The following is a 17,497-nucleotide window of genomic DNA, read 5'->3' on the forward strand; positions in this document are numbered from 1 at the left end:
TTGGGACTAAATGAGCATTGTTATCAGGCAATTTATACAGGCATACTTTCACATATAAAAGTTTAATCCCCTGTTTGATAACGGTATACACTTAAAACCCCATAAAGTTCACTCTGGTTAAAGGTTTCACCCATTAACAATAACGCCTATTTGAGAATTTATAATTTTTGGGAGAAATCTTGAAAATTTCACTTATGAATCTGCGTTCAGCTAGATGCCATGCAATTTTTTGCTGACACGTTGAGATATCCACAGTGTACTTAACAATTTGTTAATTTGAAGTTAAAATTATAACAGGAAAATTACCCACCTTTGCGGCTGAAACAACAACATCTTTGCTTTATGGGGTTAAAAAAGTTACTCTTCACATTGTCATTGTTACTCACCGTTTTTGTTACCTATGCGCAGGTTACCACCTCCAGCATCACCGGTGTAGTTACTGATTCAAAGGGCGAGGGCCTGATTGGGGCCACTGTAAAAGCCACCCACACACCTACTGGAACAATTTATGGAACTACCACCCGCAATGGTGGCGAGTTCACCATCCCTAACATGCGTGTTGGCGGACCGTACAAAGTTGAAGTATCTTTCATCAGCTTCGGTACAGAAACTTACAACGACATCTTCCTGAAACTGGGTGAGCCGTTGAAAATCAATGTCAAACTGTCCGAGGGGTCTACTACCCTGAAGGAAATCAGCATTACTGGTACAAAAAACCTGACAAAAGGCAATGGTGGTACCGCTATGAACATTTCCCGTTCACAAATGGATAACATTCCTACTGTCAACAGAAGCGTGCAGGACTTTGCCCGACTGAGCCCACAGGCTGCTGTTTCTACCAATGGTAAAGATGGCTCCCCTATGGGTATCTCTTTTGGCGGTATGAGTAATAAATATAACCAGTTTGCGGTAGATGGCGCAGTGACCAACGACGTATTTGGTTTATCTTCCTCTGGTACCAATGGTGGCCAGGCCGGAGCGAACCCGATCTCTATGGAGACTATCGATCAGCTGCAAATTGTACTGAATCCATATGATGTTAAACAAAGCGGTTTCACTGGCGGCGGTATCAATGCGATCACTAAAAGTGGTACCAACGACTTCCACGGTGCGGCGTACGTATTCTACCAGGACCAGGGTCTCGTAGGTAAATCTCCGGACTCTACCCGTTCCAAATATGGCAATTTCAGCAACAAAATATTTGGAGCCAGCTTCAGCGGTGCTATCGTTAAAAACAAGTTATTTTTCTATGTAAACGCTGAAACTTCTAAAAGAAATAACCCTATAGATTACAATCCTGCTCAGGGTACTAATAAAGTAACTCTTGCGCAAATGCAAAGCATTGCGGATTATCTGAAACAAAAGTTCCCTACCTACGACCCAGGGAGCTTTACAGATCAGGAACGCGAAAAACCAGCTACTACTTTATTTGGCCGTATCGACTGGAACATCAACAGTATACACAAGCTGACACTGCGTCACAACTACCTGAATGCAAGCGATATGGTGGCCAGCCGTACTCCAACCATCGCTACTTTTAACAGCGCAAACTATAAATTCCCTTCTATCAGTAACTCCAGCGTATTGGAATTGAACTCTAACTTCTCCAATAAACTAAGTAATGAATTAAGAATCGGATTTAATAAAGTAAAAGACAGAAGAAATATTATTGGTCAGCCTTTCCCAAGTGTGACTATTAATGATAACGGTAGCACTATCTATCTGGGTACTGAACCATCTTCTACCGCAAACGCACTAGATCAGGACATCTGGACATTCACTGATAACCTGACCATGTACCATGGCAAACATACCATCACTGTAGGTGCTAACGCAGAATTTTACAAAATCAAAAACACCTTCATCCAGAACGCCTATGGGGGGTATACATTTAATTCTATCAATAGCTTTATTACTGGTGGTAATCCGGTTGCTTACCAGATTAACTACAATACGGCAGATACCACCAACAGAAATGGTGTTGGTTTCAAATCTTCACAGATCGGAGTCTATGCACAAGATGAGTGGAATATCCGCAAAAACTTCACCCTCACTTATGGTGTAAGAATAGATATGCCGTTCTTCCCAACTACCCCTCCTAACAATGTGGCCTTTGAAAAAGATCCCAACTTTGCCGGATATTCAACTTCTACATTGCCTAAAAAGCGTCCATTAGTTGCTCCACGTGTAGGTTTCAGCTGGGATGTTACCAATGATGGCAAAACTATTATTCGTGGTGGAGCCGGTATCTTCACTGGTCGTGTACCTTTCGTATGGATTTCCAACCAGTATAACACTACCGGTAACATCTATACAAATATAGCACTGAACTCTTCTGCAGGTGGCACACCTGTACCTCCAGGATTGGTATTAAGATGGGATCCAAATGATCCGTTCCTCGGTCAGTATTCTGCTGCTGGCGTTGCCGCTGCCGGCGCTACTGTTAAAGCGGGCGTATCTAACATCAACCTGACAGATAGAAACTTCAAATTCCCCCAGGTGTTTAAAACCAACCTGGCTGTTGAAAGACAACTGCCATGGGGTATGAAAGCTGCTATCGAAGGTAACTTCGCTAAAACGCTCAATAACGCCATCTGGACTAACCTGAATGCAGTACAGAATAATGATAGCATTTCGCTCGGTGGTGCCTTAAAAAGACCTACCTGGAGCAGAAAATCAAAAGATTTTGGTACACAGGTATTGTTAATGCAAAATACCAGCGAAGGTTATACTTATAACATCTCCGGAGAATTGTCAAAAGCTACCAGCAATGGTTTATTCTTTAAAGTAGGATACTCTTATGGTGATGCATACTCCGTGAATGATGGTACTTCTTCTACTGCCAGTTCTAACTGGCGTTTTACGCCAAACGTTAACGGTCTGAATAACTTGGAAAATGGCCGCGCTAACTATAGCATGGGCAGCCGTGTACTGGCGGTGATATCAAAAGCCTTCAGATATGGTAAAGACAAAAAATTCAGCACCACGGTAACCTTGTTCTACAATGGGCAGTCTGGTATGCCTTATTCATGGGTATACTTCGCACCTTCTCTGGATCCAACCGGTGATGACCTTGGTACCAATGGTAACAATGACCTGATCTACATTCCAACTGCCAGCGAATTGCAGAATATGTCATTCAAAACTATTTCCTCCGGTGGTTATACCCGTACAGAAGCACAACAAAGAGCTGACCTCGAAAGCCTGATCAGCAATGACAGCTATTTGAGCAAACACCGTGGTGAAAACGCCAAAAGAAACGCCTCTCGCACTCCGTTCGAGAACATTTTCGACCTAAAAATTGCACAGGTACTTCCTATCATCAAATCACACAAAGTAGAGATCACTTTTGATATTCTGAACGTAGGCAACCTCCTGAACAACAACTGGGGCAAAACTTACTTCATTGCGAATAACGCAGCTACTCCAATTACTTACTCCGGCTACAATGCGGCCACTGGCGTATCTACCTACCAGTATGACTATAGAAGAATTGTGAACGGATATGGTGATGTAAAACCATACTACATCAACAACTTCACCGCTCGTTGGAGAGGTCAGTTAGGTCTGCGTTACAGCTTCTAATTATCTCATAGTTATTATAAAAGAAAAAGCCTCCGTGAAATCACGGAGGCTTCTCTTTTTCAACAAGTTATAAGTATCAAATATTCTAGCACAAAAGATAACACTGATCTTACTCTCATCCTGTTTATCCCTATCAAAATAACTGTAATTTAGACGGTCAAAGACCCATATTTCTGATCTTTACATTTTCTATAAGTTATAATTGCCCTGACAAAAATAAACCCTGTCGTACTTAGCCCAAACCCACAATTTAAAAGCCATTTAACACCTAAAATTTAATTCTTATGAAAATTCGACAAATGAGTTTTAAAGCAAACAGCACCAACTGGTTGCTGCTGCTTATAATAGTTATTACTACATCCTGTCAAAAGAAAGAAACTACACCCGAGCCAACAACGAAACCAGCTCCTGCTTCTCATTGTAACTGCGAAAACGAAGTTGCCTTTCCTGATATCAAAGGAGAAGTAATTTCCCTAAAAGACAGAAATAACAAGGAAATGGTATCCTTAGTCAGAAAAGGAGATAAATATATTTTAGGAGGAGATATAATACTTACAGAAGAACAAGTAAACACTATCAAGAAAAAAATAGCCAACCCTCCAATTCCGATATATAAACCTACTGACTCAATTCATACACCAAGTGGAATACAACCCAATACCAGAAAATCCAACACTAGAAAACTACCAGATTGGAAACCAGATAACGAACTTTACAGAACAGCCATAACAAACGCAACCAATTATTGGCGAAATAGGACGGTTTACTATACTATTAACTCTGCGGTCCCAAATCAATCTCGGATTACCAATGCAATTGCCCATTGGGAAAGCAACACCAATATACATTTTGTATTACGCACCACACAAGCTCACTATGTAGAATTTGTTAATACGGACGCTGAGTGTTATTCGGATCTTGGTATGATAGGAGGCAGACAGATACTGAATGTTGGTGATGGATGCTCTACAGGAAATGTTATGCATGAAATTGGACATACACTCGGTTTCCTACATGAGCAAATCAGATCTGATAGAGATAACTTTATCATTGTTTATCCCAATAACATAAAGCCCAATTTTCTCAGTCAATTTACCAAGTATAACGATTACCATGGAACAAACTGGGGATTTGAAACTGACACATATGACTTTGGTTCAATTATGAATTATGGCTCGTTTGATTTTCGAAGCGGAACTCAAGCTACTATGACCCGTCTTGATGGCACTTTCTTTTTTGGACAAAGGGATGGATTATCGGCCGGAGACATTGCGACCTATAACCTTATGTATAATCCCACGAGATTTGCACGTATAGAATATGAAAATTACAGTTATAACTGGTACAGCAATTCCCGTTTTTTCACAGATTCCGATGCTTATATCAGATTCTATAGTGATGCGAATTGCACAGTGCCAGCCAACCCTGTAGTCAAGGCAATTTATACAATGAGTTACCTTAATGATGGGGTTTCTTATTCATTTTTATATGAAATTCCTACCACAACTAATAGTATCGCCCTTGGTAATTTAAGATTGGAAGACTACTATGAAGACAGTAGTGGCGAAGGACATAGTAGTGGAGTAGCTATTCAACTACCTGAGTATGTTGGATATACCTTATTGCCATATTATATTCATCCGTAAAAGTTACAATAGATTTTGTCAGGGCTTAAAAGGTTATCTTCAGCATCGTAGAAGGTAACCTTTTAACATTAGTCTTGCGGAAACCTTCCACCTATAATAAACCCACTCCCATTCCCGTTATACCCCAAATCCTAACCCTTGATACGTATTCTTATCCTGTCACTCATATTCCTGCTACCACTCCAACGCCTACACGCGCAAAATATCGTCGCTAATCCAAGCTTTTCAGATGTCAATATCTGCACCGAATACAACTTTCCCTGTGCCCCTAGTGCCTGGGAATCGGTAGCTCCTAATACCAGTAAAATCATGTACACGGAAGACAGGGGTAACCGCTACATCACCCTCACCCTCTATAGCAGCATTGACCCCAACTTCCGCTCCTATAGTGAAACACAGCTACTCTGTCCTCTGCTGAAAGGGAAACAGTACCTGTTGAAATTATATACACTGATGGAAGAAGACCGCCCCTACCCGCTTCCCGGGATATTGTTCGACTCCGGCCCCATACACCGCTGGACACCCCGCCCTTTGGCCATGCCAGCCACCCTGTACTTTTCAAGAGATACCGATAAACACCCGGAAAAAAAATGGACAGTATTGGAAAAAACATTCGTAGCTCCTGCCGATGCACGATACATGATTATCGGCAACTTCGATTCTACCACCAGCAACTATCCACGCAATGAAGCATTTTACCTGAACATCGACAGTGTATCCCTTATCCCTTTATCGGGTGGAATCTGCACAAATACCAAAGAGACTGCCGCGAAACTATACGCCATGCACGACCGTCACCATTTCATTTCTCCGGACAACGACCTGCAACCCGTGGAAACGCCCAAACTACAAACCGTTTTTTATACCCCTGGCAGTTGTGATACCCTGGTACTGAAGACCGACTTCTTTCTTCCTAAAAGTAAAAATATCAATCCCAGCTATGCCGGTCAGCTTGAAACAGCGCTCAAGCCAACAGGGACTGTACTTCGCCGTAAAATCAAACTCACGGGGTATGTGTTTAAAAATCCCAGTGAAAAATACAACGAAGTGATGGCGCAAGACCGCGCACAGGCAGTAGCCAGCTTCCTGGTGTACAAAAAAGGATTCAGCTTCGACGACTTCATTATCACCGGCGTTGGGAAATTACCTCCCGACGGCGATTCCACCGAACGCGTAGTACTGGTGAATTGCCAACCAGCGGAAGAAGTAACGGTATCGGTTACACGTACTGACACCCTGCTCATCCCAGATCTCCTCTTCCAGGTAAACAGCCATGAACTGGAAAATAAAATGCAGCAATCCCTCGATAGCCTCATCGATAAAATTCCTTCCGGAGATCATATCTCCATTAGTGTTACCGGCCATACCGACAATACCGGTACGAATATTTACAACCAGGAGCTATCCATGCGCCGCGCCTTTACTGTCGCGGATTACGTACGCAATAAAAAGCCGGGCAGCAATATCTCCGCCGTAAATGGAATGGGGGAATCCATGCCCGTAGCTGATAACCGGACCCCGGCAGGCCGGCGAAAAAACAGGCGCGTGGAAATTGTGATTTATTACCTCACGGAATAACAGGACTAGCTAATTGCATCAACAGGGACGAGCGTTTCCCCGCGAAAACGGAATTTTTTCCAGCCATTTCCCCGCTAACTTTTTCCTGATTGCGTAAACGGGCCGGAATGCTTTTGCCTAATTTTGCCCCCCGGAAATCAATACACTAAGGGCAAATCACGAAGGCATTTACATTATTTAAACGGCTATGCACCATCTATTCAATACAAAATTATTAGCACTGCTCCTCTCCGGGTGCAGCATTACCACTACATTGGCAGCGCAACAACGCCGCCACCATAACGAACCTAAAAAAGATACCATCCCGGCTGCCAACACCGACCAAAAAGTACTGGGCGAAATTGTGGTGACGGCCAGCAGGAAACCCGTTTCTCTCGATAATGTTCCTTCTTCCGTAACCGTTATTACCCGCAAAACACTGGAAAATGACCTGCGTATCAATACCGATGTAACAGATATCCTGGCGAAGGAAGTACCCGGGCTGGCACCCGGCACACAAACCAACAGCAACGTAGGACAATCACTCCGTGGCCGCTCCGTACTGATCATGATCGATGGCATTCCGCAATCAACCCCACTCCGCAACGGGGAGGTAGACATGCGCTCCATTGACCCCGCCGTACTGGAAAGAGTAGATGTGCTGAAAGGCGCTACTGCCATCTACGGCAACGGTGCTACCGGTGGCCTGATCAATTACATCACAGCTACGCCTAAAGAAGATAAAGTGCTGTCCGGCAGAACAAGCCTCAACACCACCGGTTCCCTTACCAACCTGAAAAATAGTGTAGGCGGCCGTGTTAGCCAGTTACTGCAGGGGAAATATAAAAAGTTTGATTACATCGTAAGTGGAGTAGCCGAAGAAACCGGCGAATACAAAGATGCGAAAGGTAAGCTGGTAGGCCCTAACTACAGCCTCGGAGAAACCAACAGCTATAACGTGTTCGCTAAAACCGGTTACCAGGTCAACAGCCGGCAACGCTTACAGCTGATGTACAACTACTACCGCAGCCAGCAAAACTCCAACTATACCGTAGTAAACGGCGACATTGCCAAAGGCATTCCTTCCTCAGGTGTACTGGGTCAACCTGCCGGTGTTCCTACCGGTTCCCGTGGCAATCATAACCTGCACCTCACCTACCAGGCCAACAGCCTCATTGGTGGGACCTCCCTGAATGCCGATGCCTACTACACTTCACGCGATGATATCTTCTACGTATCCTTTGGCCGCTTTGAAGGAGGCGATGGACAATCGCATACACTGGATAAAAAGAAAGGGCTACGCCTGATGTTAAGCTCGCCGTTATCCAATAAATACGATTTTGCCGGAAACCTTTCCTATGGTGCCGACCTGTTGAATGACATCACCTTGCAACCGCTGGTAGACGGCCGTATTTGGGTACCTGAAATGAATATGCTCAACTACGCGCCCTTTGCTGAAACGCAATGGAGCTTATGGCAAAACCTGATCGTAAAAGCAGGAGTAAGAGTGGAAAAGGTACACGTCAGCGTGGACGACTATAACACGCTGCCGCTCACCAACAGCAATGGCAGCGTACCTCCCAGCGTTCGTGTAAAAGGTGGCAGCCTGGATTATACAGCTACGCTTTTCAATGCAGGGATCCGCTATAACCGGTTACCCGCTTTCATGCCCTACGTTAGCTTTTCACAGGGATTCTCAGTGGCCGATGTGGGTCTGGCATTGCGTGATGCAAAAGTGGACGATCTGAAAAAGATCAATACCGAAGCAGTGTTGGTAAATAACTATGAACTGGGCTTTGTCAGCGAACATAAAAAATTCCGCTTTGAACTCAGCGGTTTCCTCAGCACCTCCAAGCTCGGCGCGGACATGATCTTTGATCCCAATACCGGTTTGTTTAATGTGAGCAGAACACCTGAACGCATATACGGCGTTGAAGCAGCAATTACCTATCAACCCCTGCACAACCTGGATATCAGCGCCAGTTATAGCTATGTGGAAGGAAAAGCAGATACAGCTAAAACAGGTGGACAATATAACGTATACCTCAATGGCAGGAGAATTGCGCCGCCTAAAGTAACCGGCAACATCAACTACCGGCCGTTGCAGGCACTGGAACTGCGCCTCCAATACCTGGGCATTAACGGGAGGGATCGTTTTGAGAAAAATGCAAAAGGTGTTTATAACGGAAACGAAGGCCGCGTAAAACCTTACAACCTGGTTAACTTCAACGCCAGCTACAAAGTAACACCCCGCACCATGCTAACGTTAGGCATTGAAAACCTTTTCAACGAAGATTACTTCCCCGCACGGGCACAGTGGTTTATGATTCCTAGTCAATATGCCAAAGGACGGGGCGCCGCATTTAATATAGGCGTTATCGTTAGTTATTAATAAAAGAAAGGTAACTGTAAAAACAGATCCATGGCAATTTTCCAGGTGGCGGTATCATGCCGCCCACCTGGAATCTCCAGGTAAAACACCTCTTTATCCGGCTTATACCCCTTCCCCAGCAACTCTTTGATCAAATCCCGGGTATCGTCTATACTATCAATCACGCCATTTTGATTCCTGTCGGCCGTTTCATCCGCAGTACCACATTCAAAGAAAAACTGCTGCCCCGGATGCCGGTGGCCATTGCGGATCAACTGATGCATGATGCGGTGTTTGTTATCATCGTATCCCTCTCCCAATGGCCTGCTGCGCCACCATAAGGCGCCTGAAAATACACCGGCTAACTGGAATATTTCAGGATAACGCCAGGCAATATCCAATGCAGATAAACCTCCCAGGGAGAAGCCCGCAAATGCCCGTTGCCGGATGGGCATATCGGGATACTGCTGTTGCAGAAAAGGCAGTAACTCCCGGAGGATAAAACGGGTATAATTTTCCGCCAACGCCCCCTGTCCCTGGTAATCCAATATGCCTGCCGTACCGTATTCCGCACGGCGCTGTACACCCGCATGAATGCCTGCTATCAACACACCGGCCGGAATTTTATCCAGCATACCCGCCAGTTCCTGCCCGTCGTTTACCAGTAATAACACCGTGGGGGATACACCGCTGAAATAGGTATCCAGCACCACTTCCCGCTGCAGATAAAAAGAATTGATATAATGTTGACTTGTTTGCACCCCAACAATTTACCAATAAACCAATAATCTTCTTTAAATTTAACTAAATGCTTCCCGTGACCGAAAACTATTTAAAATGGCATTCTCCCAGCCTGGGAAAGGAATTTGAAATGCTGGTATTCGGCGACAGCGGATATCCGTTACTCCTCTTCCCCACCTCGATGGGACGCTACTATGAAAGCAAAGACTTTGGCCTTATTGAGGCCATCCGCTGGTTTATTGATGAAGGCAGGATCCGGGTATATTGCCCCGATAGTATAGACACTGAAAGCTGGTATAACAAACAGATCCCGCCTGAACAAAGAGCGTATAATCATACCTGTTATGACAAGCTGCTCATGGAAGAAATTCTGCCCCGCATGGAAGCAGAAACCGGGCATCAGCGGATTGGCGTTGCCGGCTGCAGCTTTGGGGGCTATCATGCTGCCAACTTCGCCTTCCGCCATCCGGAAAAGGTATCCTATTTGTTTAGCCTGAGCGGTGTTTTCGACATCAAGCCCCGTGTAGACGGCCATTACAATGATAACATCTACTTTAATAATCCAACAGATTATATGCCCGACAACCAGCATGCTGATCTGTGGCGCATGGGCATTGTGCTCGGCGTAGCCGACCGGGATGTTACCCGGCCACAAAATGAGCAGTTGTCGGAATTACTGGCCACCAAAAAGATTGCGCACTGGCTGGATATCCGGCCACAAACTACGCACGACTGGCCCGTATGGCGGGAAATGCTGCCACATTATCTATCACTCATCAAGTAAGTGCTGTATGAAAAAAATTGGTATCCTCTTCGGACAGGAAAACACTTTTCCCCAGGCTTTTGTAGACCGTGTGAACCGCATTAATCCACCGGGCATCTTCGCTGAATTTGTCACAATCGATAAGGTCATGCAGGGCGCAGACAGCGGTTATGCGGTAATACTGGACCGTATTTCACAAGATGTACCCTTTTACCGGGCCTACTTAAAAAACGCCGCTGCCGCAGGTACAGCGGTTATCAACAATCCCTTCTGGTGGAGTGCGGATGATAAATTTTTTAATAATGCGCTGGCAGATAAAATAGGCATCCATGTGCCTAACACCGTACTGCTCCCCTCCTATAAGTTACCAGACGAAACTACCGATAAATCATTCCGCAACCTGATTTATCCGTTCGACTGGAACACCATTTTCGACTATGTCAGCTTTCCCGCTTACATGAAACCCTATGCCGGCGGCGGATGGAAAAATGTATACCGGGTAGAAGATAAAGACGATTTTTTCCATAAACACAGCGAAACCGGGCAACTGGTAATGATGTTGCAGGAAGAAATTGATTATAGCCAGTATTACCGCTGCTTCTGTATTGGTGGTAAGCACGTGCGCATCATGCCTTATAATCCTAAACAACCGCATGAACGACGCTATGACGCCAGTTATGAACCCAGCCCGGAACTGGCCGCGCAAATTACGGAACAGGTATTGGCATTGAACCAGCACCTGGGTTATGATTTTAATACCGTGGAGATGGCCGTACGCAGTGAGGTACCTTATGCTATAGACTTCTGCAATCCTGCTCCGGATGCAGATCTCCACTCTATTGGCGCAGAACATTTTGAATGGGTGGTGGAAACCAGCGCCCGTTATGCCATTGAAAGAGCGATGGCACAGAAGCCAGGGAAAGATAACCTGACCTGGGGCAAGTTTGTGCAACGCAGTCCCACAAAGGCCACTAAGCCTGCCGCCGCCGGGGAGAAAAAGAAAGCAGCCACTCCCAAACCAAAGAAGTCCGCAGCGGAAAAGGCATCCAAAACACCCGCTAAAAAAAGTACGGATAAAAAAAACGCTGTTAAAAAGCAACAAAAAGAAAAATGAGACCGTTTACTGCACTAAATTTGTTTTAGCTTTTAGCCATTAGCTTTTAGCTTTTAGTGAATGCAGCAAAGACTATCATCTATTTATCTTCGCTGCATTCACTAAAAGCTAACAGCTAATGGCTAAAAGCTACTAAAATATCCGCTATGTTAAAAGCCTTTACGCTGGGAATTGAAGAAGAGTACATGGTCATTGATCCTGTTACCCGGGAGCTCCGCTCTCATGAACAAAAAATAGTAGAACAGGCACATAAAGTGATCAGCGACCAGGTAAAGGCCGAATTTCATCAGGCAGTAGTGGAAGTAGGTACCCGTGTTTGTGCGAATGTCGACGAAGCCAGAGCTGATGTAGCCCTCCTCCGTCGTACCATTGCGCAAATTGCCGGCGACCTGGGATTTAATATCGGCGCTTCTGGTACCCATCCCTTTAGTAAATGGGAAAAACAACTCATTACGGATCATCCCCGCTATTTCGAAATCGTCAACGAAATGCAGGATGCTGCCCGCTCCAATCTTATCTTCGGATTACATGTACACGTAGGCATGGAAAACCGCGAAATGGCGATTCATATAGCCAACTCCGTTAGGTACTTCCTCCCGCATATTTTTGCGCTCAGTACCAACTCCCCTTTCTGGGAAGGCCGTAATACCGGTTTTAAATCGTTCCGCACCAAGGTATTCGATAAATTTCCGCGTACCGGTATCCCGGACTACTTTGCCAGCATTGAAGAATACGATAACTATATCAAGCTGCTGGTAAAAACCAATTGTATAGACAACGCCAAAAAAGTATGGTGGGATCTGAGAGTACATCCCTTCTTCAATACCGTAGAATTCCGCATTTGTGATGTGCCGCTGACCATCGACGACACCATCATGCTGGCCGGACTTTTCCAGGCCGTATGCGCCAAAATATACAAACTGCGCATGCAGAACCTCAACTTTATCATCTACAACCGTGCGCTGATCAATGAAAACAAATGGCGGGCTTCCCGCTATGGCATTGATGGTTACCTGATAGATTTTGGGAAAGAAGTGGAAGTCAATACCCGTTCACTCATCTTCGAACTGCTCGACTTTATTGATGATGTAGTGGATGACTTAGGCAGCAGGGAAGTAATTGCTGCTACCACCCGCATCATGGAAACAGGCACCGGCGCAGATAAACAACTACAGGTATTTGCCGATACCAACGACCTCGTAGCTGTCACCGATTTCATACATAAGGAGTTTCTCCGAGGCTGCTGATGCATAAAGCAAAAAGCTATCGAAGCGATTGACAGAAGCGGGTATTTAAATTACCTGTTCACTCTTTTCAATCGCTTCGATAGCTTTTTGCTTTATGCTTTCTGCTTTTTGCTTTAATTTTGCCCTATGGAAAAGACCTGGAAAGTTGCTGTGCTGGATATGTACGAAGGCGTTCCTAATGAAGGGATGCGCTGTATACGTGAAATATTGACGAAATACGCCAGCATGCACGCGCTGGATCTCCAATTCGATGAGTTTGAAGTACGGCAGCAAATACAGGTACCCGATACTTCTTACGATATCTATATTTCTACCGGTGGCCCCGGCAGCCCGGTCGACAGTGAAGGCAGTGCCTGGGAAACCGCCTATTTTGCACTCATTAATGATTTGTTGGAATGGAATCGTGTGCAGGCCGTGAAAAAGCCCGCCTTCTTTATTTGCCACTCTTACCAGATCATGTGCCGGTATTATAAACTCGGCAACGTATGCAAACGTAAATCCCCTGCCTTCGGTGTTTTCCCGGTGCATAAAAGCGCCGCCGGCATGCGCGAAAAAGTTTTCAGCGCACTCCCCGATCCTTTTTTTATTGTAGATAGCCGCGACTGGCAAGTGATAGAACTGGACTACGAAAACTTGCAGGCCATGGGCGGACATGTACTGGCGCTCGAAAAAGAAAGGCCGCATGTGCCGCTGGAAAGAGCTACCATGGCCATCCGGTTTAATGAGCATTTCATTGGCACCCAGTTCCACCCGGAAGCAGATGCCGCTGGTATGCACATGTACCTGCAACAGGAAGAAAAGAAAAAACAAGTGGTCAATCACCACGGACTGGAAAAATATAACAGCATGATCAGCCAGCTCACTGATCCGGATAAGATTATGCTTACACACGATCGCTTCATTACCGCGTTCCTGGATTATGCGATTTACGGCGGACTGTCTGACCGGCTGGCTGCCATTGAACGCCTGGTACAAGTGGCCGCCCATACAGATAATGAGCACTCGTTCTTTTAATTAAAAGACATCATGATTCCTGCCATCAGAACAGCCTATAATGAACAATTTACTGCTACCAAATACCAGGACTTTTTAGATGGTATTGCAGCAGATACAGGTGTAACTCCTGCTTTCCGGATTGCCGAAACCCCGGTATTTGTACCGGCCACACTCGGCAATAAACTGGTACAGGCCTGCGAAGAAATTGTCAATGTCATCCTTCGCCCCGACTTCAAAACCATCACCCAGGATGCCATCCCGCCAGCAATGAAACTGCCGCGTGAAAATGAACATCCTCACTTCATCGTGATCGACTTTGCCGTATGCAAAACACCGGAAGGCGAATTAATACCACAACTGATCGAACTGCAGGGATTCCCTACTATGCTGGCTTTCCAGGAAGTGATGGCCCGCAGGTTTAAAACACATTTCGATATCCCCGCCGGCTTCAATAACTTTTTCAATGAACTGGATGAAACAGCCTATTATCAACTCTTACGCGATATGATTGTAGGACCGTATCAGCCGGAAGAAGTGATACTGCTGGAAGTGAAGCCCGAAGCACAAAAGACCCGTATCGACTTTGCCAGCACGGAAAAAAACCTGGGTATTCCTACCGTGTGTTTAACCGCTTTAATACAGGAAGGAAAGAAATTATATTACCTGAAAGATGGCGTTAAAATGCCCATTCAGCGCATCTATAACCGGATCATTTTCGATGACCTGCAACGGCAGTCGGCTGATCTGGGCGAATATGTTAACCTGTTCCAGGACCTGGATGTAGAATGGATCACACATCCCAACTGGTTTTATAGAATCAGCAAATACATGATGCCTTTTATTCACAGCGAATTTGTGCCTAAAAGCTGGTTCCTGCATGAATTACCCGTTATTCCGGCCGACCTGGAAAATTATGTATTAAAACCGCTCTTCTCCTTTGCCGGACAAGGAGTGCTGATAGATGTTACCCAGGCCGATATCGACAGTATAAAAGATCCTGAAAACTGGATCCTGCAGCATAAAGTAAAATATGCCCCTGCTATTGAAACACCCACCGGACCTGCCATTTGTGAAATAAGAATGATTTACATCTGGCTGGATGGCGCTGCACGTCCCATGTTAGTGCACAATCTTGCCCGTATCAGCAAAGGCAAAATGATTGGAGTAGGTTACAATAGTAAAGATACCTGGGTGGGTGGCAGTACCGCATTTTTTGAGGAGCAGAAAGCGTAAAGCAGAAAGCAAAAAGCTATTGAAGCGATTGAAAGAAGCGAGTGTTTAAATTACTTATTCGCTTCTTTCAATCGCTTCAATAGCTTTTTGCTTTCTGCTTTATGCTTTCTGCTTCTACAGATCAAACTCCTCTATCAAAGGCCCATGGCTGTATTCAGCTCTACTGCCCAGCCCAATGGCCAGCTCCTGGTTCTCACTGTTTTTTACGATCAGGAATGGTTGTCCATATTTTTGTTTCCCGGAAAAAAGGACAGCTACTTCTGTGCAGGAAAAAACGTCTGATTGCTGCAGGGATATTTCTTTGTTATCGTCCAGTACATTTTCCGTTTTGTGACTGCCTTTCTTCAGGCGCAAATCCTTGCCCACATAACGTTGTTTCAGCCATTCATAGTTGGCATTAATGATAACCGGTGTATTGGCCAGGTTGTCGGCTGGTACCTGGAAAAGCAGGAGCTTACGGTCTTCATCCCGCAGCGTAAATATGAGCGTGTTTACACCGCCATCCAGGCTTTTACGGTCGTAATCAACAATGCGAAACGTTTTGTTTTCTACAGCTTTGTAGGGCGTATAAAAATGACCTCCTTTAAGTACACTTTTATAAGGTACTTCTACCACTGCTTTTACCTTGATATTATCCAGGAGACTATCTTCTTTATTTCTAACCGCACGTCTGGGGTTGAGCTTTAAAAAGGTGATATCCTGCCCTATCAGCGTGAGCTGTGCAATGTTGGGCGAAAGATGCTGAAAGGCAATACTACTGTCGTAAGGAACTAAAGCTGGCTTCTTCTCTGTGTCCCTGTATTTGATTTGTGCAGAAGCACTGCTGGCCGCGGCCATCCCGAAACACAGGAATAAATGTTTCAATTTCATATGATCAAAATATGCGCAAATATAGAATGTATTAAATATTTTTATTCTCCATGCGGGTAAATACCAGCATAATTAAAGATAACGATGAGTTCACAAATACATTGCGTAGTAGCTCCCTAACTTGCTAATAATAACATATTTTTATGTGTATATGTCAACTTAATATCTATTCCTATGTTTAGTAACCTGGCCATAGACGTGGCCCTTGGCCTTATTTTTATTTACCTGCTCTATAGTTTGCTGGCCTCCGTTGTGCAGGAATTAATAGCCCGCATTTTTAATTCAAGAGCCCGTGTACTGACAAAAGGCTTACGCCGGATGTTGGAAGAAGATGACCACAGCAAAGACCTTGGCTGGTTCGGTCAGTTTACCTTTTTCAACTGGTTCTATGAACTGGGCTGGAGCGTGGTGTATTTTTTTGATCCTTTCCACCGCAGCCCTTTTTTGAAGCAGTTCTATAACACAGCGTCTATTCGTCATCTCGGGGAAAACAGTTCAGCAGCGCGGCCGGCTTATATCAGCCCGCAGATTTTTTCTCAGGCTATGGTGCACCTGTTGCGTAGTAGCATCAAAACAGCAGACAACAAACCGTTAACTGCCACAGCAGCAGCTACCGCCATCACACCGCAGTTAACAGATACTGCAGCCATTCAATCTGCGCTGACACAAAACTACCTGCACCTGGCGCCGGAAGTACAGGATCACCTGCTGCAACTGTTTGAGGATGCGCAACATGATATACCCGTTTTTCGCCTGAATATGGAAAGCTGGTTCAATGAAACCATGACCCGCGCCAGTGGCTGGTATCGTAAGCAAACACAAACCTGGCTACTCTGCATCGGTATTGGTATTGCCGCTATATTTAATGTAGACTCCATTGCCATTGCCCGTATCCTGATGAAAGATAAAAATGTACGTACCGAAATGGTGCAACTGGCTACCAGCCGGGCCCCTGCCTATACAGCTATAACAGATACGCTTGTGCGTAAAAATGTACTGCATAAAGACAGTGCCTTTTACCGCAACGATACTTCCCTGCGTGTATTCGTAAACGATACCTCGCTGATAGGCGTATATGCCATGCTGCGCAACGATGCCGGCGACGCGCGGAATGTACTGGGCATCAGTCGCGGTTGTATCACCGACAGCAGCAGCGGACATGCCACCATACGTTGCGGTTACACTCACCCTTTCCAGCAAAACAAAGGACTCATCTTTGCCGGCTGGGGAATCACCGCCCTTGCCATTTCTTTGGGCGCCCCCTTCTGGTTTGATTTGCTGGGAAAAGTAGTGAAGTTCAGAACCGCCACACCGCCAGACGATAAAACACGCTAGCATACACTGCACCCGGCACTAAAGAAGATGTTGTAACTT

The 17,497-nt window shown here is 45.3% G+C and carries 12 protein-coding genes; 10 read left to right on the plus strand and 2 right to left on the minus strand.

Annotated features, from left to right (window positions below):
- Positions 1-342 precede the first annotated feature (342 nt).
- From J7623_RS25510 to J7623_RS25525, 4 genes are all read left to right on the plus strand, one after another.
- Positions 343-3,585 carry a carboxypeptidase regulatory-like domain-containing protein gene (locus J7623_RS25510; RefSeq protein WP_291926004.1) on the plus strand — a complete coding sequence of 1,081 codons (3,243 nt, stop codon included), beginning with the start codon at positions 343-345 and terminating at the stop codon, positions 3,583-3,585.
- A 284-nt stretch (positions 3,586-3,869) separates the two neighbouring features.
- Positions 3,870-5,231 (plus strand): M12 family metallopeptidase, encoded by a 1,362-nt coding sequence (locus tag J7623_RS25515; protein WP_291926007.1) that lies wholly within the window; start codon positions 3,870-3,872, stop codon positions 5,229-5,231.
- A 138-nt stretch (positions 5,232-5,369) separates the two neighbouring features.
- Positions 5,370-6,809 carry an OmpA family protein gene (locus tag J7623_RS25520; RefSeq protein WP_291926010.1) on the plus strand — a complete coding sequence of 480 codons (1,440 nt, stop codon included), beginning with the start codon at positions 5,370-5,372 and terminating at the stop codon, positions 6,807-6,809.
- Between the two features lie 187 nt (positions 6,810-6,996).
- Entirely contained in the window at positions 6,997-9,180 is a 2,184-nt protein-coding gene (locus tag J7623_RS25525) for a TonB-dependent receptor (protein WP_291926013.1), read from the plus strand.
- Here the strand turns inward: J7623_RS25525 and J7623_RS25530 are convergent.
- Complete coding sequence (locus J7623_RS25530; RefSeq protein WP_291926016.1) at positions 9,177-9,920, minus strand: alpha/beta hydrolase-fold protein; 744 nt, start codon at positions 9,918-9,920, stop codon at positions 9,177-9,179. The genes J7623_RS25525 and J7623_RS25530 overlap by 4 nt on opposite strands.
- Positions 9,921-9,967: 47 nt before the next feature.
- Between J7623_RS25530 and J7623_RS25535 the strand changes: the two genes are divergently transcribed.
- From J7623_RS25535 to J7623_RS25555, 5 genes are all read left to right on the plus strand, one after another.
- Complete coding sequence (locus J7623_RS25535) at positions 9,968-10,684, plus strand: alpha/beta hydrolase-fold protein (RefSeq protein WP_291926019.1); 717 nt, start codon at positions 9,968-9,970, stop codon at positions 10,682-10,684.
- 7 nt (positions 10,685-10,691) lie between these two features.
- Positions 10,692-11,777: a hypothetical protein gene (locus tag J7623_RS25540; RefSeq protein ID WP_291926024.1), complete on the plus strand. Its 1,086-nt coding sequence runs from the start codon at positions 10,692-10,694 to the stop codon at positions 11,775-11,777.
- A gap of 146 nt (positions 11,778-11,923) precedes the next feature.
- Entirely contained in the window at positions 11,924-13,024 is a 1,101-nt protein-coding gene (locus J7623_RS25545; protein WP_291926026.1) for a carboxylate-amine ligase, read from the plus strand.
- 126 nt (positions 13,025-13,150) lie between these two features.
- A complete protein-coding gene (locus J7623_RS25550) occupies positions 13,151-14,038 on the plus strand; it encodes a GMP synthase (RefSeq protein WP_291926029.1) in 888 nt (295 codons plus the stop codon).
- 12 nt (positions 14,039-14,050) lie between these two features.
- Complete coding sequence (locus J7623_RS25555) at positions 14,051-15,253, plus strand: hypothetical protein (protein WP_291926032.1); 1,203 nt, start codon at positions 14,051-14,053, stop codon at positions 15,251-15,253.
- Positions 15,254-15,367: 114 nt separating this feature from the next.
- Here J7623_RS25555 and J7623_RS25560 read toward each other — a convergent pair whose 3' ends face one another.
- Positions 15,368-16,123: a hypothetical protein gene (locus J7623_RS25560; RefSeq protein ID WP_291926036.1), complete on the minus strand. Its 756-nt coding sequence runs from the start codon at positions 16,121-16,123 to the stop codon at positions 15,368-15,370.
- Between the two features lie 174 nt (positions 16,124-16,297).
- On the opposite strand from J7623_RS25560, the gene J7623_RS25565 reads away from it, so the two are divergent.
- Complete coding sequence (locus J7623_RS25565) at positions 16,298-17,458, plus strand: hypothetical protein (RefSeq protein ID WP_291926039.1); 1,161 nt, start codon at positions 16,298-16,300, stop codon at positions 17,456-17,458.
- Positions 17,459-17,497 lie beyond the last annotated feature (39 nt).

It is taken from the genome of Chitinophaga sp., assembly GCF_017745275.1.
Taxonomy (GTDB): domain Bacteria; phylum Bacteroidota; class Bacteroidia; order Chitinophagales; family Chitinophagaceae; genus Chitinophaga.

What these genes read in the sequence shown, in the direction of transcription:
- J7623_RS25510 (WP_291926004.1), top strand. Translation starts at nt 343, where the DNA reads ATGGGGTTAAAAAAGTTACTCTTCACATTGTCATTGTTACTCACCGTT.
- J7623_RS25515 (WP_291926007.1), top strand. Translation starts at nt 3,870, where the DNA reads ATGAAAATTCGACAAATGAGTTTTAAAGCAAACAGCACCAACTGGTTG.
- J7623_RS25525 (WP_291926013.1), top strand. Translation starts at nt 6,997, where the DNA reads ATGCACCATCTATTCAATACAAAATTATTAGCACTGCTCCTCTCCGGG.
- J7623_RS25535 (WP_291926019.1), top strand. Translation starts at nt 9,968, where the DNA reads ATGCTTCCCGTGACCGAAAACTATTTAAAATGGCATTCTCCCAGCCTG.
- J7623_RS25540 (WP_291926024.1), top strand. Translation starts at nt 10,692, where the DNA reads ATGAAAAAAATTGGTATCCTCTTCGGACAGGAAAACACTTTTCCCCAG.
- J7623_RS25545 (WP_291926026.1), top strand. Translation starts at nt 11,924, where the DNA reads ATGTTAAAAGCCTTTACGCTGGGAATTGAAGAAGAGTACATGGTCATT.
- J7623_RS25550 (WP_291926029.1), top strand. Translation starts at nt 13,151, where the DNA reads ATGGAAAAGACCTGGAAAGTTGCTGTGCTGGATATGTACGAAGGCGTT.
- J7623_RS25555 (WP_291926032.1), top strand. Translation starts at nt 14,051, where the DNA reads ATGATTCCTGCCATCAGAACAGCCTATAATGAACAATTTACTGCTACC.
- J7623_RS25560 (WP_291926036.1), bottom strand. Translation starts at nt 16,123, where the DNA reads ATGAAATTGAAACATTTATTCCTGTGTTTCGGGATGGCCGCGGCCAGC.
- J7623_RS25565 (WP_291926039.1), top strand. Translation starts at nt 16,298, where the DNA reads ATGTTTAGTAACCTGGCCATAGACGTGGCCCTTGGCCTTATTTTTATT.